The sequence below is a fragment of the Sinorhizobium sp. P24N7 genome (assembly GCF_042436655.1).
GTDB classification, from domain to species: Bacteria; Pseudomonadota; Alphaproteobacteria; order Rhizobiales; family Rhizobiaceae; genus Sinorhizobium; species Sinorhizobium meliloti_A.
The window spans coordinates 22,484-48,475 of sequence record NZ_JBHMIW010000004.1 but is presented as its reverse complement, the minus strand read 5'-3'; the positions used below and the strand labels follow the sequence as shown (position 1 = coordinate 48,475).

Annotated in this window: 21 protein-coding genes; 12 read left to right on the top strand and 9 right to left on the bottom strand. The window is 61.6% G+C overall.

The genetic code is table 11. From position 1 onward, the window contains the following. The first annotated feature begins 4 nt into the window (after positions 1-4). Positions 5-1,399, top strand: coding sequence for a dihydrolipoyl dehydrogenase (gene lpdA / locus ACFHWW_RS07740; protein WP_379937911.1), 1,395 nt, complete (start codon positions 5-7; stop codon positions 1,397-1,399). 46 nt (positions 1,400-1,445) lie between these two features. Here lpdA and purU read toward each other — a convergent pair whose 3' ends face one another. The 4 genes from purU to hmgA form a co-directional block, all read right to left on the bottom strand. Then, positions 1,446-2,330, bottom strand: a complete 885-nt coding sequence (gene purU / locus ACFHWW_RS07735) for a formyltetrahydrofolate deformylase (protein ID WP_018099360.1) — start codon at positions 2,328-2,330, stop codon at positions 1,446-1,448. A gap of 159 nt (positions 2,331-2,489) precedes the next feature. Continuing rightward, positions 2,490-3,143 carry a maleylacetoacetate isomerase gene (maiA, locus tag ACFHWW_RS07730; protein WP_379937910.1) on the bottom strand — a complete coding sequence of 218 codons (654 nt, stop codon included), beginning with the start codon at positions 3,141-3,143 and terminating at the stop codon, positions 2,490-2,492. A gap of 11 nt (positions 3,144-3,154) precedes the next feature. Further along, complete coding sequence (locus tag ACFHWW_RS07725; protein ID WP_275597287.1) at positions 3,155-4,171, bottom strand: fumarylacetoacetate hydrolase family protein; 1,017 nt, start codon at positions 4,169-4,171, stop codon at positions 3,155-3,157. 80 nt (positions 4,172-4,251) lie between these two features. Continuing rightward, complete coding sequence (gene hmgA / locus ACFHWW_RS07720) at positions 4,252-5,613, bottom strand: homogentisate 1,2-dioxygenase (RefSeq protein WP_379937909.1); 1,362 nt, start codon at positions 5,611-5,613, stop codon at positions 4,252-4,254. 79 nt (positions 5,614-5,692) lie between these two features. Between hmgA and ACFHWW_RS07715 the strand changes: the two genes are divergently transcribed. After that, the gene (locus ACFHWW_RS07715) at positions 5,693-6,139 is read left to right on the top strand and encodes a MarR family winged helix-turn-helix transcriptional regulator (RefSeq protein WP_275597286.1); all 447 of its coding nucleotides are present in this window, start codon (positions 5,693-5,695) and stop codon (positions 6,137-6,139) included. A 25-nt stretch (positions 6,140-6,164) separates the two neighbouring features. On the opposite strand, the gene ACFHWW_RS07710 is transcribed toward ACFHWW_RS07715, so the two are convergent. Beyond that, positions 6,165-6,644 (bottom strand): Lrp/AsnC family transcriptional regulator, encoded by a 480-nt coding sequence (locus ACFHWW_RS07710; RefSeq protein ID WP_003536762.1) that lies wholly within the window; start codon positions 6,642-6,644, stop codon positions 6,165-6,167. Positions 6,645-6,774: 130 nt separating this feature from the next. Between ACFHWW_RS07710 and hppD the strand changes: the two genes are divergently transcribed. Continuing rightward, positions 6,775-7,887 (top strand): 4-hydroxyphenylpyruvate dioxygenase, encoded by a 1,113-nt coding sequence (hppD, locus tag ACFHWW_RS07705; protein WP_379937908.1) that lies wholly within the window; start codon positions 6,775-6,777, stop codon positions 7,885-7,887. Between the two features lie 516 nt (positions 7,888-8,403). Here hppD and ACFHWW_RS07700 read toward each other — a convergent pair. Then, on the bottom strand, positions 8,404-9,195 hold the full coding sequence (locus ACFHWW_RS07700) for a response regulator transcription factor (RefSeq protein ID WP_275597285.1): 792 nt from the start codon (positions 9,193-9,195) through the stop codon (positions 8,404-8,406). Positions 9,196-10,205: 1,010 nt separating this feature from the next. Here ACFHWW_RS07700 and ACFHWW_RS07695 point away from each other — a divergent pair. The 6 genes from ACFHWW_RS07695 (at position 10,206) to ACFHWW_RS07670 (ending at position 18,445) form a co-directional block, all read left to right on the top strand. Beyond that, positions 10,206-10,760, top strand: coding sequence for a hypothetical protein (locus ACFHWW_RS07695; protein WP_379937907.1), 555 nt, complete (start codon positions 10,206-10,208; stop codon positions 10,758-10,760). Positions 10,761-10,892: 132 nt separating this feature from the next. Beyond that, positions 10,893-12,935 carry a hypothetical protein gene (locus tag ACFHWW_RS07690; protein ID WP_379937906.1) on the top strand — a complete coding sequence of 681 codons (2,043 nt, stop codon included), beginning with the start codon at positions 10,893-10,895 and terminating at the stop codon, positions 12,933-12,935. Between the two features lie 103 nt (positions 12,936-13,038). Beyond that, a complete protein-coding gene (locus ACFHWW_RS07685; RefSeq protein WP_379937905.1) occupies positions 13,039-15,126 on the top strand; it encodes a type I secretion system permease/ATPase in 2,088 nt (695 codons plus the stop codon). A 2-nt stretch (positions 15,127-15,128) separates the two neighbouring features. After that, positions 15,129-16,481: an HlyD family type I secretion periplasmic adaptor subunit gene (locus ACFHWW_RS07680; RefSeq protein WP_379937904.1), complete on the top strand. Its 1,353-nt coding sequence runs from the start codon at positions 15,129-15,131 to the stop codon at positions 16,479-16,481. A 98-nt stretch (positions 16,482-16,579) separates the two neighbouring features. Then, positions 16,580-17,074, top strand: a complete 495-nt coding sequence (locus ACFHWW_RS07675; protein WP_018099348.1) for a hypothetical protein — start codon at positions 16,580-16,582, stop codon at positions 17,072-17,074. Between the two features lie 141 nt (positions 17,075-17,215). Then, positions 17,216-18,445 carry a tetratricopeptide repeat protein gene (locus ACFHWW_RS07670; RefSeq protein WP_338276957.1) on the top strand — a complete coding sequence of 410 codons (1,230 nt, stop codon included), beginning with the start codon at positions 17,216-17,218 and terminating at the stop codon, positions 18,443-18,445. Positions 18,446-18,595: 150 nt separating this feature from the next. On the opposite strand, the gene ACFHWW_RS07665 is transcribed toward ACFHWW_RS07670, so the two are convergent. Further along, on the bottom strand, positions 18,596-19,639 hold the full coding sequence (locus ACFHWW_RS07665) for a class I SAM-dependent methyltransferase (protein WP_379937903.1): 1,044 nt from the start codon (positions 19,637-19,639) through the stop codon (positions 18,596-18,598). 428 nt (positions 19,640-20,067) lie between these two features. Here ACFHWW_RS07665 and ACFHWW_RS07660 point away from each other — a divergent pair, with 428 nt between their 5' ends. Beyond that, positions 20,068-22,062 (top strand): bifunctional diguanylate cyclase/phosphodiesterase, encoded by a 1,995-nt coding sequence (locus ACFHWW_RS07660; protein WP_275597278.1) that lies wholly within the window; start codon positions 20,068-20,070, stop codon positions 22,060-22,062. Positions 22,063-22,131: 69 nt separating this feature from the next. Here the strand turns inward: ACFHWW_RS07660 and ACFHWW_RS07655 are convergent, their stop codons facing one another. After that, positions 22,132-22,863, bottom strand: coding sequence for a GntR family transcriptional regulator (locus ACFHWW_RS07655; RefSeq protein ID WP_100672826.1), 732 nt, complete (start codon positions 22,861-22,863; stop codon positions 22,132-22,134). Positions 22,864-23,081: 218 nt separating this feature from the next. Between ACFHWW_RS07655 and ACFHWW_RS07650 the strand changes: the two genes are divergently transcribed. Further along, entirely contained in the window at positions 23,082-24,095 is a 1,014-nt protein-coding gene (locus ACFHWW_RS07650; RefSeq protein ID WP_379937902.1) for an SIS domain-containing protein, read from the top strand. Between the two features lie 77 nt (positions 24,096-24,172). Beyond that, a complete protein-coding gene (locus tag ACFHWW_RS07645) occupies positions 24,173-24,976 on the top strand; it encodes a PfkB family carbohydrate kinase (RefSeq protein ID WP_379937901.1) in 804 nt (267 codons plus the stop codon). A 246-nt stretch (positions 24,977-25,222) separates the two neighbouring features. Here the strand turns inward: ACFHWW_RS07645 and ACFHWW_RS07640 are convergent, their stop codons facing one another. Beyond that, positions 25,223-25,978: an amino acid ABC transporter ATP-binding protein gene (locus ACFHWW_RS07640; RefSeq protein ID WP_018099340.1), complete on the bottom strand. Its 756-nt coding sequence runs from the start codon at positions 25,976-25,978 to the stop codon at positions 25,223-25,225. Between the last annotated feature and the right edge of the window lie 14 nt (positions 25,979-25,992).

The window sequence follows — 25,992 nt, the reverse complement described above, 5'->3', positions numbered from 1 at the left end:
ATCCATGAAGGAAATCTCCTGCAAGCTCCTGGTTCTCGGCGCCGGACCCGGCGGCTATGTCGCGGCGATCCGCGCCGGCCAGCTCGGCGTCAACACGGTGATCGTCGAGAAAGCGAAGGCTGGCGGCACCTGTCTGAATGTCGGCTGCATTCCGTCGAAGGCGCTGATCCACGCGGCGGACGAATATCACAAGCTCCGCACGGCTGCCTCGGGCAAGAACCCGCTCGGCCTTTCGTTGAGTGCTCCGGCGATCGACCTCCGGCGAACGATCGCCTGGAAGGACGGCATCGTCGGACGGCTGAACGGCGGCGTCACGGGGCTCCTGAAGAAGGCGGGCGTCAAGGCGGTCATCGGCGAGGGACGCTTCGTCGACGGCAAGACGGTGGATGTGGAAACGGAAACCGGGCTTCAGCGCATTCGGGCGGAAGCGATCGTTATTGCGACCGGTTCGGCGCCGGTCGAGCTTCCCGACCTTCCCTTCGGCGGAAGCATTATTTCCTCGACCCAGGCGCTGGCGCTGACGGACGTGCCGCAGACGCTCGCGGTGATCGGCGGCGGCTATATCGGTCTCGAACTCGGAACCGCCTTCGCCAAGCTGGGCTCCAAGGTCACCGTGCTCGAAGCGCTGGACCGGATCCTGCCGCAATACGACGCCGACCTCTCAAAGCCGGTGATGAAGCGGCTCGGCGAACTCGGTGTGGAGGTCTTCACCCGCACCAAGGCCAAACGGCTCTCCGCCGACCGGCGGGGCCTGCTTGCCGAGGAGAACGGCCGCGCCTTCGAGGTCCCGGCGGAGAAGGTTCTCGTCACCGTCGGCCGCCGGCCGGTGACCGACGGCTGGGGGCTTGAAGAGATCGATCTGGACCGGTCGGGCAGGTTCATCCGCATCGACGACCAGTGCCGCACTTCGATGCGCGGCATCTATGCGATCGGCGATGTGACCGGAGAGCCGATGCTTGCGCACCGGGCGATGGCACAGGGCGAAATGGTCGCGGAAATCGTCGCCGGTCATAAGCGGAGCTGGGACAAGCGCTGCATTCCGGCGGTCTGCTTCACCGACCCGGAAATCGTCTCCTCCGGCCTCTCGCCGGAAGAGGCGCGCGCTGCCGGCATCGACGTCAAGATCGGCCAATTTCCCTTCCAGGCGAACGGCCGCGCCATGACGACGCTGTCCGAGGACGGCTTCGTGCGGGTCATCGCCCGCGCCGACAATCACCTGGTCCTCGGCATCCAGGCTGTCGGCCATGGCGTTTCGGAACTGTCGGCGACTTTTGCGCTGGCGATGGAGATGGGCGCGCGGCTGGAGGACATCGCCGGTACCATCCATGCGCATCCGACGCAATCGGAAGCCTTCCAGGAGGCGGCCTTCAAGACGCTCGGGCACGCTCTGCATATGTGAGCGGACCCGGCGTCCCAGGCCCCTTGCGGAGCCCGGCGACCAGGCCTCAGCCCATCCGTTCCGAAGCGTAGGAACCCGGGCTCGGCGGGAAGACGACGACGCGGTTGCCGTTGATGAAGCAGCGGTGATGAATATGGGCATGCACGGCGCGGGCCAGCACCTGGCTTTCGACGTCGCGGCCGATCGAGACGTAATCCTCGGCCGACTGGGCATGGGTGATGCGGGCGATATCCTGCTCGATGATCGGACCCTCGTCGAGATCGGCGGTGACGTAATGCGCCGTCGCGCCGATCAGCTTCACGCCGCGCTCATAGGCCTGCTTATAGGGGTTCGCCCCCTTGAACGACGGCAGGAAGGAGTGGTGGATGTTGATGATCTTCCCCGACATCTTCTTGCAGAGCGCATCGGAAAGCACCTGCATGTAGCGGGCAAGCACGATCAGCTCGGCGCCGGTCTGTTCGACGACGTCCATCAGCTGGGCTTCGGCCTTCGGCTTGTTCTCCTTCGTCACCTTGATGCAGTGGAAGGGGATGTCGTGGTTGACGACCACCTTCTGGTAGTCGAAGTGGTTCGAGACGACCCCGACGATGTCGATCGGCAAGGCGCCGATCTTCCAGCGGTAGAGAAGATCGTTCAGGCAATGGCCGAAGCGCGACACCATGAGCAGCACCTTCATGCGCTCCTCGGAATCACGGATCTCCATCGTCATCTCGAAGCGCTTGATCACCGGTTCGAAGCCTTCGCGCAGATCTTCGAGCTTGGCGCCTTCCTGGCTGATGAAGGTGAGACGCATGAAGAACAGGCCCGTCTGGAAATCGTCGAACTGCGAGCTGTCGCTGATATAGCAGCCCTTTTCGGCGAGATAGCCGGTGATGGCGGCGACGATGCCGCGAGTGGATTTGCAGCTGACGGTCAGCACATAGCTTTTCATCGATGAATCTCTCGTTTTGAGGTGTTCCCACGCCCTTACACGGGCAGTCGCGCAAAAACTAGCTCGGCGATCTGCGGCCCGCCGATCCATTCGCGACATCGGCTTGGCGGAACGGGCCACACCGATGTGCGAATGACGAAATCGCATCCGAAACGGGGTTCAAGGTTTGGCGCGGTCGGGATGCGCCCTGCGGAAGGCGTCGATGGCGGCGCAGCGGCGATCTATGGCAACGATCCGCGGGCACGCCGAAAGATCGACATCCCAGCGCCGCGCATTGTAGACCTGCGGCACGAGGCAGAGATCCGCCATCGTCGGACGATCGCCATGGCAGAATTCACCGGTCGCGGGGCGGTCCAGCATACGCTCGAAGGCAGAGAGACCCTCGCCGATGAACTTCTGCATCCACTCGCGCCGCGCAGCCTCGCCGTCGCCCGCGCCCGCCATCACATGAGCGACGACGCCGAGATTGCAGACGGGATGGATATCCATCGCCACGGCGTAGGAAAGCGCGCGGACACGTTGCCGGTCGACGGGATGGGACGGGAGGAAACCCGTCCCATCCCGCGTCTCCGCAAGATATTCGATGATGGCGAGCGACTGGGTGAGGCGCTCTCCGTCGATGTCGAGCACCGGCACCAGTCCCTGCGGATTCCGGGCGAGATGCTCCGGCGCGCCATGAGCCTTTGCCAGCAGGTCGACCGGGACGGAGCGATAGGCTTCGCCGATCAGGTTGAGCGCGATCCGCACCCGGTAGCTCGCCGACGAGCGCCAATAATCATAAAGCACGGTTTCGTTCGCCACACCCGTCTCCACGCTGTCCGACCTCAGCCGCGCTCGTATTTTCCGACCTTCTGTTCGATGGCGCCGAAAATCGAATGGCCGGTACGATCCTTCATCTCGATGCGGACGACATCGCCGAATTTCAGGAACTGCGTTTTCGGTGACCCGCCTTCGATCGTCTCGATCATGCGCAATTCGGCGATGCACGAATAGCCGGCCCCGCCCTCGGAAACCGGCCTGCCCGGCCCGCCCTCGAGCTTGTTGGAAACGGTGCCCGAGCCGATGATCGTGCCGGCCGAAAGCGGCCTCGTTCGCGCGGCATGCACGATCAGCTGCGGGAAATCGAAGGTCATGTCGATGCCGCCATTGGCTCGCCCGAAAGGCTCGCCATTGAGATCGACGTGGAGCGGCAGATGCAGCTTCCCGCCATCCCAGGCTTCGCCGAGTTCCTCCGGCGTCACGGCGACCGGTGAGAAGGCGGAAGACGGCTTCGATTGATAGAAGCCGAAACCCTTGGCGAGTTCTCCAGGAATGAGGCCGCGCAGGGAGACATCGTTGACGAGCATGACGAGGCGGATCGCGGCCCTTGCTTCCTCCAGCGTCGCGCCCGTGGGCACGTCGTCGACGATGACAGCAATTTCGCCTTCCATATCGATGCCCCAGGCATCGTCGGCCATAAGGATCGGATCGCGTGGGCCGAGGAAACTGTCGGAACCGCCCTGATAGATCAGCGGATCGGTCCAGAAACTTGCCGGCATCTCGGCATTGCGCGCCTTTCGGACGAGCTCGACATGATTGACATAGGCCGAACCGTCCGCCCACTGAAAGGCGCGCGGCAGCGGCGAGGCTGCGTCGTGCTCATGGAATCGCATGGTCGGCTGCGCCCCGGTCTCGATCCCCTCGGCGACGCGCTCCAGCCGCGGACCCGCATGCGCCCAGTCGTCAAGCGCCGCCTGCAGCGTGCGGGCGATATGACCGACCTCCGAGCAGCGGGTCAGGTCTTTCGAGACCACGACGAGCTTGCCGTCGCGGGTGGAATCTTTCAGCGTTGCGAGTTTCATGGAGTGGTGTTCCCGATGCGTTGTTGATTCTCGCCGGGGCGGCGCGGATATTGCAGCATGTCACGGTTCGGCGGCGGAAGTCACTTGATTCCCGGCGTGCCGTCGAATTTCCGTTCGAGGCCGGACCAGCAATCCATGTAGTCGTCCTGCAGCGTCTCGAGCTCTGCCGCAAACGTCGTCAGCTGCTGGGGGAAGCGGGTCTCGAACATGAATGCCATGGTGTTGTCGAGCTTCACCGGCTTCAGCTCGCCGTTCGACGCCTTCTCGAAGCCGGAGAAGTCCGGTCCGTGCGCCAGCATCATGTTGTGCAGGCTCATGCCGCCCGGAACGAATCCTTCCTCCTTGGCGTCGTAGCGCCCGTAGATCAGCCCCATGAACTCGCTCATGATGTTGCGGTGATACCAGGGCGGGCGGAACGTATGCTCGGCGACCAGCCAGCGGGGCGGGAATAGGACGAAGTCTACATTGGCCGTCCCCTCCTCTCCGGAAGGGGCCGTCAACACCGTGAAGATGGACGGATCGGGATGGTCGAACAGGATCGCGCCGACCGGCGAGAAGGTCTTGAGGTCGTATTTGTAGGGCGCGTAATTGCCGTGCCAGGCGACGACGTCGAGCGGCGAATGGCCGATCTCGACCATATGGAAGGAGCCGCACCACTTCACCTGGACCCGGCAGGGCGTTTCCTTGTCCTCATAAGCGGCGACCGGCGTCTTGAAGTCGCGCGGATTGGCGAGGCAATTGGCGCCGATCGGGCCGCGATCCGGGAGCGTGAACTTCGCGCCGTAATTCTCGCAGATGTACCCGCGCCAGACCTTCTCCTCTCCGAGGCGCGTGACCTTGAACATCATGCCGCGCGGTACGAGGCAGATTTCCGACGGCTCGACCTCCATCCTGCCGAGTTCGGTGAAAACCTGGATCGCGCCCGTTTCCGGAACGATCAGCAGCTCGCCGTCGGCGTTGAAAAAGTAGTCGTCCACCATGTCGGCATTGAAGGCATAGGCATGCGCAGCCATGCCGGCTTGCGTCAGCGCGTCGCCCGCCGTCGTCATGGTGCGGATGCCTTGAAGAAAGGTCAGGCTCTCCGAGGGCGCCGGCAAAGGACTCCAGCGCAACTGCCCGAGCGCCAGGGAATGCTCGCCCACATGCGGCGCCGTCTTCCAATGCGGATAGTCGATCTTGCGGAAGCGCCCGGTGTGGCGGACGCTCGGTCGGATGCGGTAGAGCCAGGAGCGCTCGTTGGTGCCGCGCGGTGCCGTAAAGGGTGAGCCGGACAGCTGTTCGGCATAAAGGCCGTAATTGCATTTTTGCGGGCTGTTCTGCCCCTGCGGGAGCGCCCCGGGCAGGCTTTCCGTCTCGAAGTCGTTGCCGAATCCAGGCATATAGCCGGCTGTGCGCTGCTGACCCGAACCTACTCGCCGCTGTTTTTCCGCCTTCTCCAACATGGCTTGAGCCTCCTCTTCTCTTCGCTATATTAGTTACAATCGTAACTATCGATTTTGTAACTATCAAGGAAGGAAGGCCATGGCCGAAGAGCGGTTCGAACTGGAGAACTTCCTGCCCTATCGGCTGAACCGGGCGGCGGAATTCGTCGCCTTGCGCTTTGCCGCACAATACAAAGCGCGTTACCAGCTGACGCGGCCGGAATGGCGAACGCTTGCGGCACTCGGCAGCTCCCGCCGCAGCATGACGGCAACCGAAATCGGCGCGCACTCCGCCATGCACAAGACGAAAGTAAGCCGCGCGGTCTTCAGCCTCGAGCAGCGCCGCTGGTTGAAGCGCGAGCAGGACGGACGAGACCGCCGTTTCGAGCATCTGGCGCTGACGCCGGCGGGCCGGCAGGCCTTTAGGGAGCTGACGGAGCTTGCGAGCGACTATCAAACGGAGCTGCATTCCGTGCTTGGAGCAGAGAATATGGAGGCGCTTTCGCAGGGCCTGGGCGCCGTGGAACGGGCGATGAATAATCTCTAGCGAGGCCCTTCCCTAGCGCTGCCGCCTACCCCTTCATCCGCGCCGGTATCGGCAGACCCTCGAAACTCTTGAGCGTCTCCAGCACGATCGATGTCTTGACGTGCTGCACGCTGTCATGCGGCAGGAGGACCTCGTTGACGAAGCGGGAGAGCCCGGCAAGATCCGGCGTCACGACGCGCAGGTGGTAGTCCATTTCACCGGTCAGCGCATAGGCCTCCAGCACTTCCGGCAGAGCCGAGACGAGGTTGGCGAAACGCTTGGCATTGTCGCGATTATGCGTGGCCAGCGTGACCGAAATCACCACCATCAGATCAAGCCCCAGCTTCTGACGGTCGATCTGCGCCTGATAGCCGGTGATGAACCCTTCCGCCTCCAGGCGCGTACGCCGGCGCGAACATTGCGAAGGAGACAGCGCGACGCGCTCGGACAATTCATTGTTGGTCAGATGACCGTCGCGCTGCAGTTCACTCAGGATCTTGAGGTCGAATCCGTCAAGCAGCTCCATTCATGCACCCTCGAACCATTCTCTGCACAATTCATGCGCCGATCTTCGCGAATCGCGCAAGAATACAAGCACCATGCATCGGAACTGCGCCATAATCCAGCAGAGTTTGGAGGATAAGAGGAGACTGACGATGGGCCCGTTCCCCCATGACGCACCGCCGCCGGCGATTTCGGCGGAAAACCCCGCCGGGACGGACGGTTTCGAGTTTGTGGAGTTCGCCCACCCGGAGCCGGAGAAGCTTGCGGAGCTCTTCGGCCGCATGGGCTATTCGCCGGTCGCCAGGCACAAGACCAAGGACATCACCGTCTGGCGGCAGGGCGATATCAACTATGTCCTGAACGCGGAGGCCGGATCGCATGCCGTGCGCTTCGTTGGCGAGCACGGGCCCTGCGCCCCGTCGATGGCCTGGCGCGTCGTCGACGCGAAGCATGCCTTCGAACATGCCGTTGCCAAGGGCGCCGAAGCCTATACCGGCAGCGACAAGTGCCTGGACGTGCCGGCGATCGTCGGCATCGGCGGCTCGCTTCTCTATTTCGTGGAAACCTACGGCGAAAAGGGATCAGCCTACGACGCCGAGTTCGAATGGCTGAGCGAGCGTGATCCGAAGCCGGCCGGAGTCGGCTTCTACTATCTCGACCACCTGACCCACAACGTCTATCGCGGCAACATGGACAAGTGGTGGGCCTTCTACCGCGAACTGTTCAATTTCAAGCAAATCCATTTCTTCGACATCGATGGCCGCATCACCGGCCTCGTCAGTCGGGCGATTACCTCGCCCTGCGGCAAGATCCGCATTCCCCTGAACGAATCGAAGGACGACACGAGCCAGATCGAAGAATATCTGAAGAAGTACAAGGGCGAAGGCATCCAGCACATCGCCGTCGGTACCGAGGCGATCTACGATGCGACCGACAAGCTCGCCGCAAACGGTCTGAAGTTCATGCCGGGGCCGCCGGAAACCTATTATGAAATGTCCCATCAGCGTGTTCACGGACACGACGAGCCGATCGACCGGATGAAGACACACGGCATCCTGATCGATGGCGAGGGCGTGGTGAACGGCGGCATGACGAAGATCCTGCTGCAGATCTTCTCGCGAACGGTGATCGGTCCGATCTTCTTCGAATTCATCCAGCGCAAGGGCGACGAGGGCTTCGGCGAGGGCAATTTCCGCGCGTTGTTCGAATCGATCGAAGCCGACCAGATCCGGCGCGGCGCCCTTGGCCACGAGGCCGCGGAATAGCGGCTGCGCCGCAGAGACGCCGCGCGGCAGCCCGCGCGTCAAGGCCTATTGAGATTCGGGCCACCCGCCGCCGCTTGCCTGATTTCCGGATTCCTGTGCTCGTCACAGGAATCCAACCAGACCAAGTCCTTGGGCTGAAAGAACGCTTCCCGCGCCGCGGACGCGGCGCTGCTGGATCCCTGTGACGAGCACAGGGATGAGGGTCGAGAGGGTGCAGCCCCTCGCCGCGCTTCATAAACCGTGAAGATAGCGAGGCGGAAGGTCGCGTGTCACGCCCGTGTATGTCCCGCTTCGCTTCGATGTAGTGGCCGCACATCCCGGGTCCCTCATTCCTGTGCTTGTCACAGGAATCCAGCCAGGCCAAGTCCTTGGGCTGAAAGAACGCTTTCCGCGCCGCAGACGTGGCGCTGCTCTCATCCCTATGACAAGCACAGAGAAGTTCCCTACAGCGCCGCGCGTCTTATCAGACGCGCAAAGGTCGCTGTTAGCACCTTGGACTGCTCAAGGCTCTGACGGTCAGTTGCGCCAGCGCGTCGGCGACGGCGTGCGGGAAGGGCCCACGCCTCCGTCGTTTCTGAAATAGCGGGAGGCCGCCTCGGTGCGATTGCGCACGTTCATCTTCTTGTAGATGTTGCGCACATGCACCTTGACGGTGTTTTCGGACAGTCCGAGGCGATCTGCGATGATCTTGTTCTGCGTGCCCATGCAGATGAGATCGAGAATCTGGATTTCGCGTGTCGTGAGGACGACCTGGCCGCCAAATCCTTTCCCGCGCTCCGGATCGACACTTTCAGAAGCCGTCTCGTTCGGGGTGGCGAGGTCCCGCTCTCCGGGATTCTTCGGCGCAAGGCGCCTGAGCAGTGCGGCGGGAAAATGTTCGCCGCCCTTCATCAGGAGGTCGATGGCGGTAAGGCAAACGTCGAGGTGGAGATTCAGGGGCAACACGCCGTGGATCATCCCCTCCTCGACCAGATGCGAAACCGACGCGTCGATCCCTTCCGCGTTTTCGACCAGCAGACCGACGGCCGCTTTCGGGTGGAACTCATGAATCATCCTGATGATCGATGGAAAGTTCGCCATGGGCACGCGGTAGAGCATGACCAGCGTCACACCTACGAGGTTGCCGTCCAGAAGGCTGTCGGCGTCCGAAAGCCGCACCACTTCCTGGTCCTGAAAGCGTGCGCCGATCGCCTGGGTCAGACACTCGGCGAAGAGGTCCGTCCTGGCTAGCATGACTATTTTGCTTTTTTTCGGTAAAACACTTTTGCTGTCTTCGAACCCGCCCAACCCCGAACTCGCACGATACATTATCCCCTCCTCGGACTTCCCCTTGGTTTTTACGGGTTTTTTACCCATGGTGGAGAAAGGCCCGCGTTGTGAAAATTGCTTGGATTAAAAAAATTTCTCGAAAAAAAGAATTTATATTGGCTAATGTATCGTAAATATGGGGGATGTAAAACCGCCCAAAAGGATTAGGTGGCGGCCACAATCCTGTCTAAATCGTTCAAGAACGAACCAATTTTGGGCGAATCCGCGAAATTCGTGCCGGATCGGCGACGCCACCTCGCGCCTTTCGCCCTACCCTCGCTTTTGAGGGGTGCACCGCACCCTGCGCCTCGTCAGACCCGGATGGTCTTCGTAGTAACTCGGACAACCATTCGCCACTCCGTCTGACGAGGTCGATACTCACATCGGGTTATCACGAAGGTAATGCGGGCGCGGCCAATTCGGTCGATCGCGTGCTGAGGCAGATGTCCGACGCACTTTCCGCCAAGGAACCCTGCAGCCGGCCTTCGCTCAGCAATCCAAGCGTGCCGGGGCAAACGAACTGCACATTTGAGATCGCGATTGTCGAGTGTTTTCAGTCCTTTATCTGAGCGCCTCGATCGAGGTACATGCGCAGGCATGGCGAGTCGATCGCGAGCTGCACTCGAGACGAGTGCGTCGGTCGCCGCGCAGCGAATAATGAGCGACAAATCCGAGAGGGGCCGGTGCCGAGTCTCATAACCACAATAGGTAGCTTTCACTCGACTGCGTTCCAGATCACACTCCAATGGTCGCACCAACATTCTGTGCGTCTTCGATCATTGTTTCTCGTAGAAGATCGGAAATATAGATACTTACGTTTATATCACAAATATTATGACTATTCGTTACCATACGTAGGAATTTAGGCGCTTAGTATCGCGCTGAAATGACATTGCAAGCAGAGACGGAACATTCATTTCCGCTAAACCGCCAAAAGAGCCAGCGCCTCAAGAATCCTATAAAAGATGAAGGGTTTCGGTGCTGGCTCCCCCTCTTATGAGGAAGTGCTTATGCCCGATTCCTCACAGAAGAATCTTGGGCTCCACGACAACTTCAGTGCCGATGACGAGCTGAAGACGGGTGCGCTTGCCGATGGCGTAGCGATGAACACGTCCAGCAGGTCGGTTGCCGGTGGCAGCACCAGTCTCACCGAGACCGCCGGGGGTGACTTTGCCTTCTCCCTCGGCGACGGCTTTTCCTTTTCCCTGAATGTCGACAATGTTCTGGGCAACGGCGCCAGCATCTACGAAGCCGGGTTCAGCCTGGCCCAGGCCAATAGCCTGGCCGATCAGGACCGCGCTTATGACGTCGGCAAGAGCGGCAATACCGATCCCCGCACAGGCAGCGGAGAACCTGGTGGCGACGGCCTCACCACGGACGGTTGGGATCTCAAGAGCGACGAGGGTGCATCCCACCCCTCGACGGCGACGCCGCCAGGCCCGGCAAGTCCGGACTTCCACCACGAAATCGTCCAGGGCGCGAACCTTCTCAGCAACGCCGACGTCAGCACCACCGTTGGCGATCCGGGCGTGACCCCGGCGGGGTCGGATAGCGACCTCGAATGAACGACGGGATGCACCGGCCGTGCTGGATATCGACCGCGGGCGAACGCCAGCACGTTTCCTTCAATCGTATCCGCTTGAAGAAAAAATGAGGTTTAAGGCACCCTTTGCTGCGGAAAGGGGAAGGATTGGACGATGCATTCGGAGAAGATCAACGAGATCGTTGCGCATTTCATAGGGCTGTTCAACACGGCGATCGATGACGCGCGTATAAGATTTGAATACCTGCAGGGATATGAAACCCCGAAGACTGCGCAAAAGGAGGACTCCGACTACGTGCAGTCGCCTGATTTCCGGTCTGACTTCGCGTTGAAAAGCTACGACCCCGAGATCTCCTACGAACTCCGGGCTTACGACATCGCCCGGCTCGACTCCGCCGATCATGCCGCCCCGTCACGGCATCACCTCGACCAACCGGCCGCCGCGGCGCAAGCCGGACAGGTGGATGTCCGGTCCACGGAGAACCACGGCATTTCCGGCAACGGCCCCGAAGCGTCGGATACGATGCCTCCTGCGGGTCCCGACGCGGGCTTCAGCCATATCTATCAGGCAAGCACCCTTCATGACGACGATGTCGTGAACCTGACCGGCATGCTTGCGGAGCCGCGCAACCTGACGCATGTGGACCAGACGCTCGAAGGCTTTCTCGCGGAAGCCCTTGAAGCCTCGCCCTTCGCGCAGATCGGCGCCGCCGATGCGCCCGCCTCTTTCGCCGCAGTGGCTGCGAACCTTGAAGCACTTGCCTCCATGGCGGACGCCAGCCAACAGGCCGTTCCGACCGCGCCCGCGACAGGCGGACCGGAGAACCTTCCGCAATCCGCCTCTCCGGACGAATTGGTGAAGAACGAGGCGGGCGATGCCGTTCTCGTCGCAGAACGCATCGAGGGCACCTATGTCAACGGCACCCGCGCCGACGCCGCGCCGGAACTGCGCGACAACCTTCCGGGGCGAGAGCACACTGCTCACCCCGCCGGGACGCCCCTCGACGAGCCGCTCCAGAACGGCGACCTCGACATCCATGCGGGAGTCAATGTCGTCGCCAATGTTGCCAGCGTTGTCGGCGCAGTCGAGGCCCCGCCCGTGACCGCCGTGATGGGTGACTACCACCAAATCGATGTCATCTCGCAATCCTACGTCTATGCCGACAGGGACACGCTCGACGGCGCGATCTCCGGCACATGCGCGACGATGACCACGACCGTCGCACTGAACATAGCAAGCTTCGGTGGCGGAGAAACCGGGGCATGCCTGCCCGAAGCGGAGATTCCGGCCGAATCTTCGACATTCCCGACAAGCTGGCGCGTGAACGTCGTCGAAGGCGATCTTTCCATCGTCCATTGGGTCGAGCAGTACAACTTCGCCAGCGACAATGACAGCCTGACCGTCACCAGGACGGGTGCGGAGACGACCGTGCTCAGCGGCGGCAACACGGCAGTGAACGTCGCATCGTTTCTCGGCATTACCGAGCATTACGATCTGATCCTCGTCGGCGGCCGGCTGATCGATCTCGACGTCATCAGCCAGATCTCCATCCTCTACGACAATGACGACATCGCGGGCGTATCCGCCGGCAAAGGCATCGCGCTGGACACGGGCGGCAATCTCGTCTGGAACATGGCCTCGATCGGAAACGTGAGCTCCGGCGTCCGCTTCGAGGCGATGCCGGACTACTTTCATGAGGCCGCCGACCAGATGCACGAGGGCGACGGCACATTGCCGGACGAACTCCTGCGCGACAATGCTTTCGAAGGCTATGCCGACCTGCACATCCTGTTCATCACCGGCAATCTCTATGACGTCACGATCGTCCAACAGGTCAGCATTCTCGGCGACGCCGACGCCGTCTCGTTTGCCGCGGGCAAGTTGCTCGAAGACGGACCGGAGGCCTCGGTCGCGGTGCATACGGGAAACAATGGCGTCTTCAACGTCGCAGAGATCATCGACTCCGGCGGGACGACCTATGTCGGCGGCGAGACCTATTCCGACGCAGTGCTCATCCAATCGGGAATAGTCGACGGAATGCCGGACCTTCAGCGGGACAGTGACGGTCTGACGACCGAACTCATCGCCTTTATCGGCGAGGATACGGCGCCGCAGGGCGGAGACATGGACGGCGATCACGGCACCGACCTGTCCGGCAGCCAGTGGAGCGACGTCATGCATACGATACTGGCTTGAAGCCGATCCGCTTCGAGCTCTTAGGGTTGCACAGCTTCGAACGGAGATCCGTTGGACGGTCCTGACCGAAACGACTTCAAGGGCCAAGCGCAGGGGAGCGAGCATGAACGACATGTCGAAGTGGTATGCCGGGCGAGGCAAGCCGCAGCGCCGGGATGTCGCACGGCTGGAGCTGCCCGAGATAGCCGAAGCCGAGGCTGTGGCACCCTTCGAAAGGCCGCCAGGGCCGAACGGAAAGGCAGACGCGGCAAGGTTCTCGGAGCAAAAGCAAGCATCGGCATCGGCCGATGCGTGCCGCGACGAGGGCGACGTTCCCAAGGTGGAAAGACGACAGGCCCCGGGGCTGCCGCGAACGATCGAAAATCACCCGGGCCCGATGAAGCAAGACGACCTTCGCCCGGTTGAACGCAGCGCAACAGGTGAAGGGAAAGCGAGCGAAGACGGCGGCGGCAGGAGCACGCTTCACAAGCGCATGGGACCGGCGAACTTCGCCGCCAGCCTGCACAACGGCATGGCCGCTGTCCGGCGCAACATGCTGATCGTCATCGCTTTCACCCTGGCCATCAACGTCCTCGTCCTGGCCATCCCGATCTATTTGTTCCAGATCTCCGACCGGGTCCTGACGAGCCGCTCGCAGGACACGCTGGTCATGCTGACGGTCGCCGTGCTCGGCGCCGTGGCGCTTCAGGTCATTCTCGACGCGATCCGCCGTTTCATCCTGATGCGCACCGCCGTCGAAATCGAGGTCCAGCTCGGCACACCGATCCTCAGTGCAGCAGCCCGGGCCTCGCTGCACGGAAGCGGCCGGGACTACCAGATATTGGGCGACCTGCAGCAGCTTCGCGCCTTCATCACCTCCGGCACGCTTACGGCTTTCCTCGACGCTCCGCTGACACCGCTCTTCGTGATCGTGGTCTACCTCATACAGCCACAACTTGGCATGATCGTCATCCTGTGCTGTACGGTTCTGATCGTCATCGCCTATCTCAATCAGAAGGCGACGACAAAACCATTCAGCGAAGCCAATGCCTCGCTCGGCCGGGCCAATTTCCATCTCGATTCGATGGCGCGCAACGCCCAGATCATCAATGCGCTGGCGATGATTCCGGAAGCGGTGAGAATGTGGGGCCAGGAGACGGCGGCCTCGCTCAAGGCGCAGGTCTACGCTCAGGACCGCAACATAATCTTCACCGGCGCATCCAGGGCCGTGCGGATGTTCACCCAGGTGGCGCTTCTCGGCTGGGGAGCGCATCTGGCGATGGAAGGGCAACTGACCGGCGGCATGGTGATCGCCGCTTCGATCATTGCCGGGCGTGCGCTCGCGCCCGTCGAAGGAGCCATCGAGGGCTGGAACCAGCTCAACCACTCCCGCGCCGCCTATCAGCGAATCAGGCAGCTCTTGCTCACCTCGCCCTTGAACTTCCCGCGGCTGCGTCTGCCGAAGCCGGAAGGCAGGCTCGACGTCGAGCGCATCCTCTTCGTACCGCCGCCGCAGAAGCGCGTGATCCTGAACGGCATCTCCTTTTCGCTAGCAAAGGGGGAATCGCTTGCGGTCATCGGCAATTCCGGCTCCGGCAAGACCACCCTCGCCAAGATGCTGGTCGGCTCGATTCTGCCCACATCCGGCAGTGTTCGTCTCGATCTCATGGATCTGCGCAACTGGGATCAGCGCCAATTCGGCGAAAGCATCGGCTACCTTCCCCAGGACGTTCAGCTCTTTCCGGGAACGATCAAGGCAAATATCTGCCGCATGCGTGAGGATGTGGACGACAGCATGGTTTATGAGGCGGCGGTGCTCGCCGACGTGCACGAACTGATCGCAACCTTTCCGCAAGGCTACGAGACCGTGGTCGCCGCTGACGGCGCCCCTCTGTCGGGCGGTCAGAAACAGCGCATAGCTCTGGCGCGCGCCTTCTTCGGCAATCCGAAATTCGTCGTCCTCGACGAGCCGAATTCGAACCTCGACAGCAATGGCGAGGCCGCACTTGCCCGCGCGCTGGTGCATGCGAGGAAGGAGGGCATCACCACCGTCACCATCACGCAGCGCCCTGCTCTCCTGCAATGTGTCGACAAGATCATGGTGCTGCACGAAGGAACGGTGGCGATGTTCGGCGCCCGAAACGAGGTGCTCGCCGCGCTTGGCGCAAAGGCCGAAGGCGACCGCGGGCAATCCCGCATTCACGGAGATTGACGATGCAAAGCGACAGGCGGAGCACCGAACCTCGAAATCCGACGGAGTGGTATGCCGAGGTCCCCCGTTCGATCCGGCTCCACAGTCTGGTTGGCCTGGCGCTGATCGCGATCTCCTTCGGCGGTTTCGGCTACTGGGCTTTCGCGGCACCGCTTGCCGCGGCAATCATCGCCCAGGGAAGCTTCGTCGCCAACGGCAACAACAAGATCGTCCAGCATCTGGAGGGCGGCATCATCGAGGAACTGCTGATCGCCGAGGGCGACAAGGTCAAGGCCGGCGACATTCTCGTGAAGCTCGATCAGACGGTCGCCCGGGCCAACGCCCGTATGCTCAACCTCAAGCGCCTCCGCCTGGAGGCAGTCGTCGGGCGGTTGAGGGCGGAGGCGGTGGGCGAAGATGCCTTCAGCGTACCCGAAATCGTCGCCCGGCAGGCCGACGATCCCGACATTCGCGCCATCATGGAAAGCCAGAACGTCAATTTCCAGAGCAAGAAGATCAAGCTGCGCGACCAGCTGAACCTGATCGACCAGAACATTCGTTCGCTTGAATTCCGGGCCAGGGGATACGCTCTGCAGCAGGCATCGTTCAATCGGCAGTTGGAGATTCTCAACCAGGAGCGGGAGGCCAAGAGCAAGCTCGCCGACAAGGGCCTGATCCGGCGCCCGGAACTCATGGCGTTGGACCGCGCGATCGCCGATGCGATCGGCGAGATCGGCCGGCTCGAATCCGAGGTCAAGGAGAGCTACACGCAGATAGACCGCTACCGACAGGAGGCGGTCATCGCCGTCAATACCAACAAACAGGCGGCGCTCGACGGCCTCGAAGCGGCCGAGGCCGATCTCGACAGCGTACGCGAGCAGGTTCGGGAGGCGTCCGAAGTGCTCGGCCGCGCCACCATCCGTTCGCCTGTCGACGGCACCGTCGTACGCAGCTATTTCCACACGGCCGGTGGCGTCATCGCAAGCGGAAAGCCGATCATGGAGATCCTGCCGGCCAATGTACCGCTGATCATCGAGGCACAGCTGCTGCGCACCGCCATCGATCAGCTCAAGGTCGGCGAAGATGCCACGATCCGGCTTTCGGCACTCAACCGCCGCACGACGCCGGTGCTGAAAGGCAAGGTCTTCTACGTCTCGGCGGATTCGATCGAGGAGGAAGTAGCCGGCGGCCAGCAGCGCGACGTCTATATCGTGCGCGTCGAAGTGCCGGCGAGCGAGATCGGACGCATCCACGGCTTTCACCCCGTGCCCGGAATGCCGGCCGAAGTGTTGATCACCACATCGGAGCGCACCTTCTTTGAGTATCTGACGAAGCCCATCACAGACAGCATGTCGCGCGCGTTCAAGGAGACCTGAATGCAGGACGTCTATGGAAGCCGGTTTCGATCGGCGGAATATGCAAGTGCGCAAATCCGGTTCCGGCGCATCATTCTCGGGACCGCTTGGAGATCGCCATGGCGGCTGCACAGGATGTGCTTTTGCTCGTTGGTCGCCTGAACTACGTGTGGACCAACACCGAAAGCCTGCTCATCTACGTGATCGCCCACCTCCTGGGGGTGGAAAAGGACGCGGCCATCGTCGTTTTCCTGACGCTGAATACGACGCGCGCCCGAATCGATCTGACAGAGCGCCTGGCGAAGCTGCCGCGGATCCCGGCGGCGACTCGCGACGAGGTGCTCGCCATTACCGTGCGGCTGAAGCAGCAATCGAAGATGCGCAACAAGTACAATCATTGCATCTACTCCGTCGACGAGCAGGGCGAGATTTCGAGCACGCAGTTGATGCGGCTCGTCGAAGGCGAGAAGGACGTGCGCTACGGCAAGGTCGAGCAGCTCGATGCCCGCGAGTTGGCGCGTCTCGACAATGCGGTTCGCGAGATCACCGATATCAGCAGACGTCTTTGGACGTTCATTCGATCGAGACCGAACTTCGACGAGCGCTCGATATAGGGGAGCAGCCGAATACCGGCACTCGGTAGTTGTCCTGCGCAGTTGGACGGTGTATACTGAACAGAAGCATTATTGTATTCAATTATTCACTAACGTAACGATTTTGGCGCGTATCGAGTATATTGCCGCAAAGAGACGACAATGACAGTCCACGTTATCGACTGCATCGAAGAATTTAAAAAAAATCATAGAAACTGGAACAAGATATATCGCTCAGATCCGGAAGCGCACGCTTTTCTCTCCTGGCCCTGGCTGCAGGAATACCTTCCGCACCGCGAGAGGTGGCTCATTCTGGCCTGGAAACACCGCGCCGCCGGAAAACGGTACGACGCGTTCCTGCCGCTCGAGCTGGCGACCTCTCAGGACGAGGACACGGGTCTCTTCGTCGACGAAATTCTGATGATCGGCAATCACGGAACCGGACGCACCGGCTTTCTCTGCGCACCTGGCCTTGAAAGCGAGGCGGCGGACGCATTCGCCGGCATCCTCGCGTCCGAAAACTGGACAAGCATCCGGTTCGACCGCTGCGGCGCGGCCTCGGCGCGGCTCGAACGGTTGCTCGATGCCTTTCCCGAAGGGGAGTTTGCGCGCGTCGACCCCGCCGACGAGGGAGAGAGGATCGACGCCTGCGGGCGTCGCCTCCGCAGTATGCTTCTCAGAACCCTCACGGGCAGGAACCTGCGCGACTGCCTCAATCGCCGCAGCCTGGGCATCGTCTTGGAGCGGGCGGTGGCGCTGCACGCCTTTGGCGACTTCGACGGAGCCGAAGCGGGCTATCGGCAGTTGATCCGCACCGTTCCGGGACATATCGAGGCGCGCTGTCGCCTTGCGCATCTCTTGAGCGACGTGGGCGAATATGGGGAGGCGGAGCATCTTTATCGCACTTTGCTGCCGGCAGTGCCGAACGCGGACGACGTTCTCCATTGGCTCGGCGACACGCAAATGGCGCAGGCATTCTACCGCAAGGCGGGCAAGACGTTTCAAGAGCTGCTTGCCCGCTACCCGCATCGAGGCATCCTGCGCTACAAACTCGCGGTCGCGCGCTTGGCTTCGGGCCAAAGGGATGCCGCTGTCGCCACCTTCCAGAGCTTCCACGACATCGTATCCGATGACGCGAACCACGTGCTCTGCAAGACGAGGGCACAGGAGATCCTGACCCGCCTGAGGGGTGTCGCCGGCATGGAGGAGCAGGATGAGGAGCAGGAGCAGGAGCCCGAGCCGGAGCAGGAGACGCAGGCGCAGGAGGATGCGATTCGGTTGACGGCAGCTGCGCAGCCGCTCCTGACACCTCTGCTGCCCGCGGGCTCATCCGCCCATCTGCATGCGAAACCGTCGACATATGGCTGGAAGGCCTCGAAATTGAAGCACTGAAACCGGTTTCTGTCTGCATCCCGCCACAGCGGCGCGTGCTGCCGGGGCGCGCCCGTCGCTGTGGCATCTCGATCATGTTGATCCGAAACCAACAGGTTGGAGCGGGATGCGGGCGGAAACCGCACACAGTTTTCCGCATCCCGCTCTGTTTTACGAACGCTTCTGAATGATCCCGTAGACGACGTTACGGTTCGCACCGAACTGCACGCGCGCTTCGATGGCTTCCCTGTCGGCGCTGGCATGAATGATCTGCCACATGTCGAACTCCGATCGAAGCAGCAGCGCCCAGTTCATGAAGGTTTCCATGTAGCCGTCGACATGGATGTCGCGCGCGAAATTGGCAAAAAGGAAGACCCCGTTGGGCTTCAGCATTTCCAGGCATCTCCGGGTGAGCTTCACCGCCACCTTTTCGGTCAGGTAGTCGTAAAGCCCGGCGGCATAGATGAAATCGAACTGGCCGAGCTCCTGTGACCTGGTGAGAAGACTTTTGACCGACCCGTCGACTGCCTCGATGCGAGTTCCCATGAAGTCGCGCGCGATCGAACCGACGCTCAGCGGATCCTGATCGAGGGCGACCCACCGTTTCAGGCTCCCCTCCCGCAAGGCTGCCGAGCGGTTGGCCTCACGCAGGTGCCCGGCGGCGATCGTCAGGATCTCGGCCTCCCCTCCCCGTGTCGCCGCGATCTCGTCGACATGGCGCGTCAGCAGGTCGCGCCGCTCCCGCACGGCCACCGAAGATGAGGCGTCCTTGGTGTAATCGTAGAGCGCTCGCCCGAGCGGCGTGGCCCTTGCCACATCCCCGGCAATGCTCGGATGTCCATAGATGAAGTCGAGCAACTGGGCATCGCCGGAATAACCCCGGGGCTTTTCGAACGACCAGCGCGTAAACGGGTCCTGCAGGAAGAAGTCCGACACCGCGTGATTCTGGATCAGTGGTATCAGCTCCTGCCAGACACTCGGCTGATATTTGTTGCGCACATCATGAAGAGACCCGGCAATCCGATGTATTATCTCCGCAGGGTCTCGCCGCTGTCCAAACTGTTGCTGCGCGATGTTCAGAATCAGCGCAATCTCGGCCTTTGCTGTCGCCAGCTGTTCTTCGTAAAACTCGATTCTCTGGGAATTGAATTCGGTTGCGATGGCGGCGGGCGTAATGAGGCTCTCGCCGTCTAGTACGATCTGAAATTGGCTCACGCGTTACTCATCCGTTAACTGTTTGTTAACATTATGCCCAGGACCCGGCACCGCGCCAGCCGGGTTCCAAGTTTTCGAATAATATGGTTAATAAAAACAGGTATTGGATTGTTTCAATACACTATTGAGTGCTCTTCTGATCTTTGACAATTCAGCAAAACTTAATTTGCCTCGACTATTGTGCCGGACGTTCCTGACTGTCTTCGTAGGGTGCTTGTTGGGATTGGATGGGGCGTGAAGCGACAAGAGCCGGAAAAGGAAAAGTGTGTGCGGTTTTCCGCCCGCACCCCGCGTCTCAACTTTTTGGAATCGATTACGCTCATGGTTTCAGGTCGAACCGATCTAAATCATCGTGATCCAGGACGCGTCGATCGCCGCAAGGAGTTTCAGCCTCGCGGCGGGCGGCGCAAAGCGATTGGGACCGGTGCATGAGGCACACGTTGGCCGAGGGAATTGAGATCGATCTGCAGGCGCAGCCGCCCAGACTGCAATCTGTAGAGCTTCAAACGCTCTATCGGAGAGAAGGCGACGTCGCGCGCCGGGCGGCAAGCCGCCAGGGCCTCTGGGTGGCCGTGGCCGTCTATCTGCTGTTTGCGGCCACGGATATCCTGCTCGTTCCCGACGTCGCGTTTTATGCGATCCTGGCGCGCCTTGCGGTGGGCGCTACGGCGATTGCCGCCATCGAGGTGTTGTTTCGGCTGGGTGCCGAGACGAAGTGGTTCGATCTCACCTGCGCAGGCGCACTCGTGGCGGGTTATTGGGGTTGGCTGTTCCCGTCGCTGATGACCAGCCAGGCCGAGAGTATCTCCTATTATATGATCTTTGGCGCGATATTCATGATGGGCGCCAATCTATTCTTCAGTTTTCACTTTCGCCTGTCGGTCGTAACCTCAGGAATCGTCCTCGCCACGTTCTTTCTTGCCTTGGCATTCTATATACCGAAAAGCGTATCCTATCAGGTCGCCTTCGGAACCTTCTACGTCTCGTGCTTCGTCTTCACGTCCTATGTGAACTGGAAGCTCAACCGGGAGCGCTACAAGGTCTTTCTCAATGCCTTCGAGGCGAAGATCCAGCAGAAGGAGGCCTCCGATCGCGGAAAAGCGCTGCTTCGGCTGTCGCATACCGATTCGCTCACGGGCCTCGACAACCGCCGCGCGGTCGACCAGAAGCTCCGGGACTATTGGAGCGACTGGCAAAGAGGCGGGAAGAGCTTTGCGGCAATCCTTATCGACGTCGATTTCTTCAAGAGGTACAACGACTTTTACGGCCATCAGGAAGGCGATCGCTGCCTCGTTCTGGTTGCCAATGCGCTGAAGGAGTCGATCGCGCCCTACGATGGGTCGATCGGCCGTTATGGCGGCGAGGAATTCATCGTGCTGGCACGGCTGAAGACGCGGGAGCAGGCGGCCGATCTGGCGGAAGCCGTACGGCACAGCGTCGAGACCCTCGCGCTGCCGCACGAACAGCGCCGCGACGGCATGTCGATCGTGACGGTGAGCGTCGGCGCGGGTTTCACCCGCAACCAGATCGGTTCGAAGCTCGAGAGACTGATCCATGAGGCGGATCGCGCTCTCTACGGGGCAAAGGCGAACGGCCGCAACTGTGCGCGCCTCTTCGATCCGAACGACCCGCAAAGCAGCGACGAGAGCGAGAACATCGCCGCGCTCCTGAAAATTGCGATCGACCAGAATCTCGTCTCACTCGTCTATCAGCCCATACGTGACGTCGCCACCGGCCGCGTCGACGCGGTCGAGGCCCTGATGCGGCTGAAGATGCTGGACGGCACGTCCGTCCCTCCGAGCCTCTTCGTGCCGATTGCCGAGCGGACCGGGGCCATCCTCGATCTCGGCCGCTGGGTGATAGGCGTGGTGTGCCAGGAACTCCTGGCAAGCGAGCATGTGCCCGTCGTCAGCGTGAACGTCTCGCCGATCCAGCTGAGATCGCCAGGCTTCGCGGCTTCGGTCGCAGCCATTCTCGGCGATACCGGCGTGGCCGGCAGCAGGCTCGCCTTCGAAATCACCGAGGGGCTCGAGATGGAGATGCATTCCGATATCCTGCGTTGCATCGCCGATTTGAAGACGCTGGGCATCAGGATATGGCTCGACGATTTCGGAACCGGCTTCGCCGGCCTGTCATGGCTGCGCCTGATCGACTTCGATACGGTGAAGATCGACCGATCGTTCCTTCACGATTGCGACACGCCCAAGGGCAAGGCGATGCTCAGGGACATTATCGGCCTGGTGCGAAACCGCGGGCACAAGATCCTGGTCGAGGGTGTCGAGACGGAGGAACAGCTCGCGCTCATGCGGCAATTCCGGATCGACCACGTCCAGGGTTTCCATGTCGGGCGACCCGCGCCTGCACGAAATTTCCAGCCGCCCCCACCGACGGACAAGCGCCGGACCCGCGCGGGGCCGCATTGATCGGGCCGACCGGCAAGGGCGGAGGGGACGCCCCCATCCTCTTCGCAACCGCTGTACGACCGCGGGCCGCTACTTCCGCGCGAGGCTGAAGGAAAAATGGCTGCCGCGGTGGTAGTCGACGGAATAAACGACCGGCACGCCGCTTGCATTGAAACAGGTCTCGCGGATCAGCAGCGCCGGCCCGAAATCCCGCAGATCGTTGCGCTCCACCACGTCCTCAGGAAGCATCACTGCCGTGACCGTAGCAGCGGACATGCGCGGCCGGTGTCTGTACTGCTCGAGCAGATCGAGCAGGGAGCCGCCCCATTCGATGTCATAAAGGCGGTTTGGAATGATGCTGCGCGGGATGTAGTCGAGACAATAGAGTATCGGCTCGTCCTTGTGCAGACGCAGCCGCTCGAGACGGATGACGCGTTCGCCATTTGCAAGCTGCAACTGCCCCGCCGTGACCGCGTCGGGCATTTCCTCGGCGATCGAGAGTACCTTGTTGACGGTCGCATAGCCATAATGGCGCGTCATGTCGGTGACGCTCTCGAAGACGGTGATCGGCCTTTCGACATGGACCGCAGACATCGCCGACACGAACCGGCCGCGGCCGTGCTCGACATAGATGACGCCATCCTGCTCCAGTAGTTTCAATGCCTCCCGCAGCGCCGGGCGGGAGATCCTGAAACGCTCCGTGAGCTGCGCCTCCGTCGGAAGCTTGTCGCCCGGAGCGAGCCCCTGCTCCCGGATCAGATCGGCGATGCGGTCGCGAAGCTGTATGACCAGGGTGCGCGTGTCGCGAAGCGGCTCGGGCAATTCCTCTCTCCAAATGACGGCAAAATATGATCCTTCTTGTCTGACAAATCCAGGAAGGTCAAGGGACAGTTCATCTACCCTATATCCTTGCGGGAGCTCGCTGGCAGAAGGCGCATCCGGCCGATTATCTCCCTTGACATTCTCAGACAATGTTGTCAGTTGTCTTACAACATTGTCGGCGGCAGCCGGCGATCGCCACCACCTGTCGAGAGAGAACCATGCTGAATTTTGACGAACAGAGATTTCTACGCATCCAGTCGGGCGCCGTCGCCCTGCGTCAACGCCTGGACGACGTCGTCGTCTCCTGCCTTGAAAAGGGCGCGGAGAACGTCTTCTTCCTCGGGACCGGCGGTGCCGCCATTCTCATGCAGCCGGCCGCCCAGTTGCTCCAGCGCAGGTCGCGTTTTCCGGCGTTTATCGACCTGCCGGCCGAGCTCTTCATTACCGGTTCGGTCAACCTGACGGAAAAGTCGATCGTCGTCATACCGTCGCTCTCCGGCACGACCAAGGAGAGCGTGGCTCTGCTGGCAAAGGCTAAGGAGGCCGGCGCGACAGTCCTGTCGCTGGTGGGTCACGAGGAAACGCCGCTCGGCAAGGGTGGCAACCATGCCTTCGTCAACTTCGCCGAAGACGACACGTCCTGCGAGTCCTTCTACCTGCAGTCCCTGTTCATCGCGCTGTCGATCATGCGTCATCGCGGCGAGATCGAGAACTACGACCAGATCGCCGCTGAGCTGGAACGACTTCCTGAGCTTCTCCTCGAAGTGAAGCGCGGCTACGAGGACAAAGCCGAGACCTTCGCCCGTGTTCTGGCAGGCTCCGACTACCACATCATCACAGGCGCCGGAAACGCCTGGCCCGAGGCATTCTACTACGGCATGTGCATCCTCGAAGAGATGCAGTGGATCCGGACACGCCCGGTCCATGCCTCGGACTTTTTCCATGGAACGCTCGAGCTCGTGGAAAAGGGCGTCAGCGTCATCCTCTTCAAGGGCGAGGACGCTCTGCGGCCGCTGGCCGACCGGGTGGAGAATTTCGCGCCCAACTACACGGACAGGCTGACCGTCCTCGACACGGCGGACTTTGCGCTGCCAGGCATTTCGCAAGAGGTGCGCGGCCTCGTTTCGCCCGTCGTTCTCGCAACCGTGCTCGAGCGCATCAGCGCGCATCTCGAAGTGATGCGCAACCACCCGCTGACGACGCGGCGTTACTACAAGCGCGTAGCCTATTGAGCATAGACGCCCAATGAACTAGCACGGTCGCGACTGCTCCGGCATTCGCGGCCCTGCTGGCGAAACAAGAGAATTCCATGACCAGATTCCGATTTGCGGCCGTCGGCGACAATTGCATCGACCGCTATCGCGCGCCGCTTAGCCAATCCTATGTCGGCGGCAACGCAATCAATGTCGCCGTTCAACTTGCAAAGCTCGGCCACGGATCCTTCTATTTCGGCGCCGTCGGCCGCGATTCCGACGGCGCCCATGTTCGCCGCCTGCTGCTCGCGAACGGCGTCAATGTCGACCACCTGCTCGCGCGCGACACCAACACGGCCTACACGGATATCGACGTGACACCTGCCGGCGACCGCATCTTCGTCCATGAAGATTTCGGCGCCTGTGCCGGATACCGCCCCGATGCCGGCGAGATCGAGCTGCTGAAGACCATGGACCATGTGCATATCGGCTGGCTGGACGACGGCGGCCTGTTGCGCCGTGCACTATCTGCCGCAGGCGTCAGCATCTCCCAGGACGTCTCGGTCAATGCGGCAGCCGCAGATCTCGACGTCGACGGCCTTTCGATCGCCTTCGGTTCGGCCGGCGAGGACGAAAGCAGTGCAGAGAGGCTGACCGGCGAATTTCTCGCGCGGGGAGCCCGCCTTGCGGTGGTCACGCGTGGTGCGCTCGGCTCGCTCGCGAGCGACGGCACCAATATCGCATCTGCCGGCATTCGTCCGGTCGAAGTCGTGGACACGACCGGCGCCGGCGACAGCTTTATCGCCGGCTTCATCGCCGCCCGCCTGGAAGGGCGCACCCTTGCCGCATGCCTCGCAGCCGGCAGGGACCTGGCCGCGAATACCTGCACGCATGTCGGCGGCTTCCCGCAGGAACCGTAATCGATCTGACGTCGGCTTGCCTGCGTTGCCGGTGCCATCGCCGGGAACGGCGGATCAATGGGGTCGCGTCGCCGCCATCGCCGCGCAACACCAACTTACCCTGGTCACCCGCAACACCAAAGACTTTGAAACGACCGGAGTGCGTTTGTTCAACCCATGGTCCGAGGGAGGCGATGCGTGACCCCGTATCGCCCTCTGTGCCTGCACCGCCAGCGGCGACGGCAGCGCACAGTCCTGCGATATGCATCAGTGCAGGAGCTGGCTGAGGAACAGGCTCGCCCGATCCGTCTTCGGATGCGCGAAGAATTCGTCCGGTTCGCCCTCTTCGACGATGCGGCCCTGATCCATGAAGATCACCCGATCGGCGACTTGGCGTGCGAAGCCCATTTCGTGGGTGACGCAGACCATCGTCATGCCCTCGTTTGCGAGCGCCACCATGGTGTCCAGCACTTCCTTGACCATTTCAGGGTCGAGTGCAGAGGTCGGCTCGTCGAAGAGCATGACCTTCGGATTCATGCAGAGCGCCCGCGCGATCGCCACGCGCTGCTGCTGTCCGCCCGAAAGCTGGCCCGGATATTTGTTCGCCTGCTCCGGAATGCGCACGCGGTTGAGATAGTCCATCGCGATCTCCGTCGCCTGGGCGCGCGGCAAGCGCTTGACCCACATCGGCGCCAGAATACAGTTTTCGAGGATCGTCAGGTGCGGGAAGAGATTGAACTGCTGAAACACCATTCCCACCTCCCGCCTGATGGCATCCACCTTGCGCTCATCTTCGCCGACTTCGACGCCACCGACGACGATGCGGCCCTGCTGATGCGCCTCGAGCCGGTTGACGCAGCGGATCAGCGTCGACTTGCCGGAACCGGAGGGTCCGCAGATGACGACCTTCTCCCGCGGCGCGATGGACAGGTTGATATCGTCAAGGGCATGATACTGGCCGTACCACTTATGTACGCCGCTGAGCGTGATCTCCGGCGAAGCGATGTCGATCGATGTGGGCATTGTTGTCTCCAGGA

Excerpts from the sequence above, each read along its gene's own strand:
- lpdA (WP_379937911.1), top strand. The coding sequence starts at position 5 with ATGAAGGAAATCTCCTGCAAGCTCCTGGTTCTCGGCGCCGGACCCGGC.
- purU (WP_018099360.1), bottom strand. The coding sequence starts at position 2,330 with ATGAAAAGCTATGTGCTGACCGTCAGCTGCAAATCCACTCGCGGCATC.
- ACFHWW_RS07725 (WP_275597287.1), bottom strand. The coding sequence starts at position 4,171 with ATGAAACTCGCAACGCTGAAAGATTCCACCCGCGACGGCAAGCTCGTC.
- hmgA (WP_379937909.1), bottom strand. The coding sequence starts at position 5,613 with ATGTTGGAGAAGGCGGAAAAACAGCGGCGAGTAGGTTCGGGTCAGCAG.
- ACFHWW_RS07715 (WP_275597286.1), top strand. The coding sequence starts at position 5,693 with ATGGCCGAAGAGCGGTTCGAACTGGAGAACTTCCTGCCCTATCGGCTG.
- ACFHWW_RS07710 (WP_003536762.1), bottom strand. The coding sequence starts at position 6,644 with ATGGAGCTGCTTGACGGATTCGACCTCAAGATCCTGAGTGAACTGCAG.
- hppD (WP_379937908.1), top strand. The coding sequence starts at position 6,775 with ATGGGCCCGTTCCCCCATGACGCACCGCCGCCGGCGATTTCGGCGGAA.
- ACFHWW_RS07700 (WP_275597285.1), bottom strand. The coding sequence starts at position 9,195 with ATGTATCGTGCGAGTTCGGGGTTGGGCGGGTTCGAAGACAGCAAAAGT.
- ACFHWW_RS07695 (WP_379937907.1), top strand. The coding sequence starts at position 10,206 with ATGCCCGATTCCTCACAGAAGAATCTTGGGCTCCACGACAACTTCAGT.
- ACFHWW_RS07690 (WP_379937906.1), top strand. The coding sequence starts at position 10,893 with ATGCATTCGGAGAAGATCAACGAGATCGTTGCGCATTTCATAGGGCTG.
- ACFHWW_RS07685 (WP_379937905.1), top strand. The coding sequence starts at position 13,039 with ATGAACGACATGTCGAAGTGGTATGCCGGGCGAGGCAAGCCGCAGCGC.
- ACFHWW_RS07680 (WP_379937904.1), top strand. The coding sequence starts at position 15,129 with ATGCAAAGCGACAGGCGGAGCACCGAACCTCGAAATCCGACGGAGTGG.
- ACFHWW_RS07675 (WP_018099348.1), top strand. The coding sequence starts at position 16,580 with ATGGCGGCTGCACAGGATGTGCTTTTGCTCGTTGGTCGCCTGAACTAC.
- ACFHWW_RS07670 (WP_338276957.1), top strand. The coding sequence starts at position 17,216 with ATGACAGTCCACGTTATCGACTGCATCGAAGAATTTAAAAAAAATCAT.
- ACFHWW_RS07660 (WP_275597278.1), top strand. The coding sequence starts at position 20,068 with ATGAGGCACACGTTGGCCGAGGGAATTGAGATCGATCTGCAGGCGCAG.
- ACFHWW_RS07650 (WP_379937902.1), top strand. The coding sequence starts at position 23,082 with ATGCTGAATTTTGACGAACAGAGATTTCTACGCATCCAGTCGGGCGCC.
- ACFHWW_RS07645 (WP_379937901.1), top strand. The coding sequence starts at position 24,173 with ATGACCAGATTCCGATTTGCGGCCGTCGGCGACAATTGCATCGACCGC.
- ACFHWW_RS07640 (WP_018099340.1), bottom strand. The coding sequence starts at position 25,978 with ATGCCCACATCGATCGACATCGCTTCGCCGGAGATCACGCTCAGCGGC.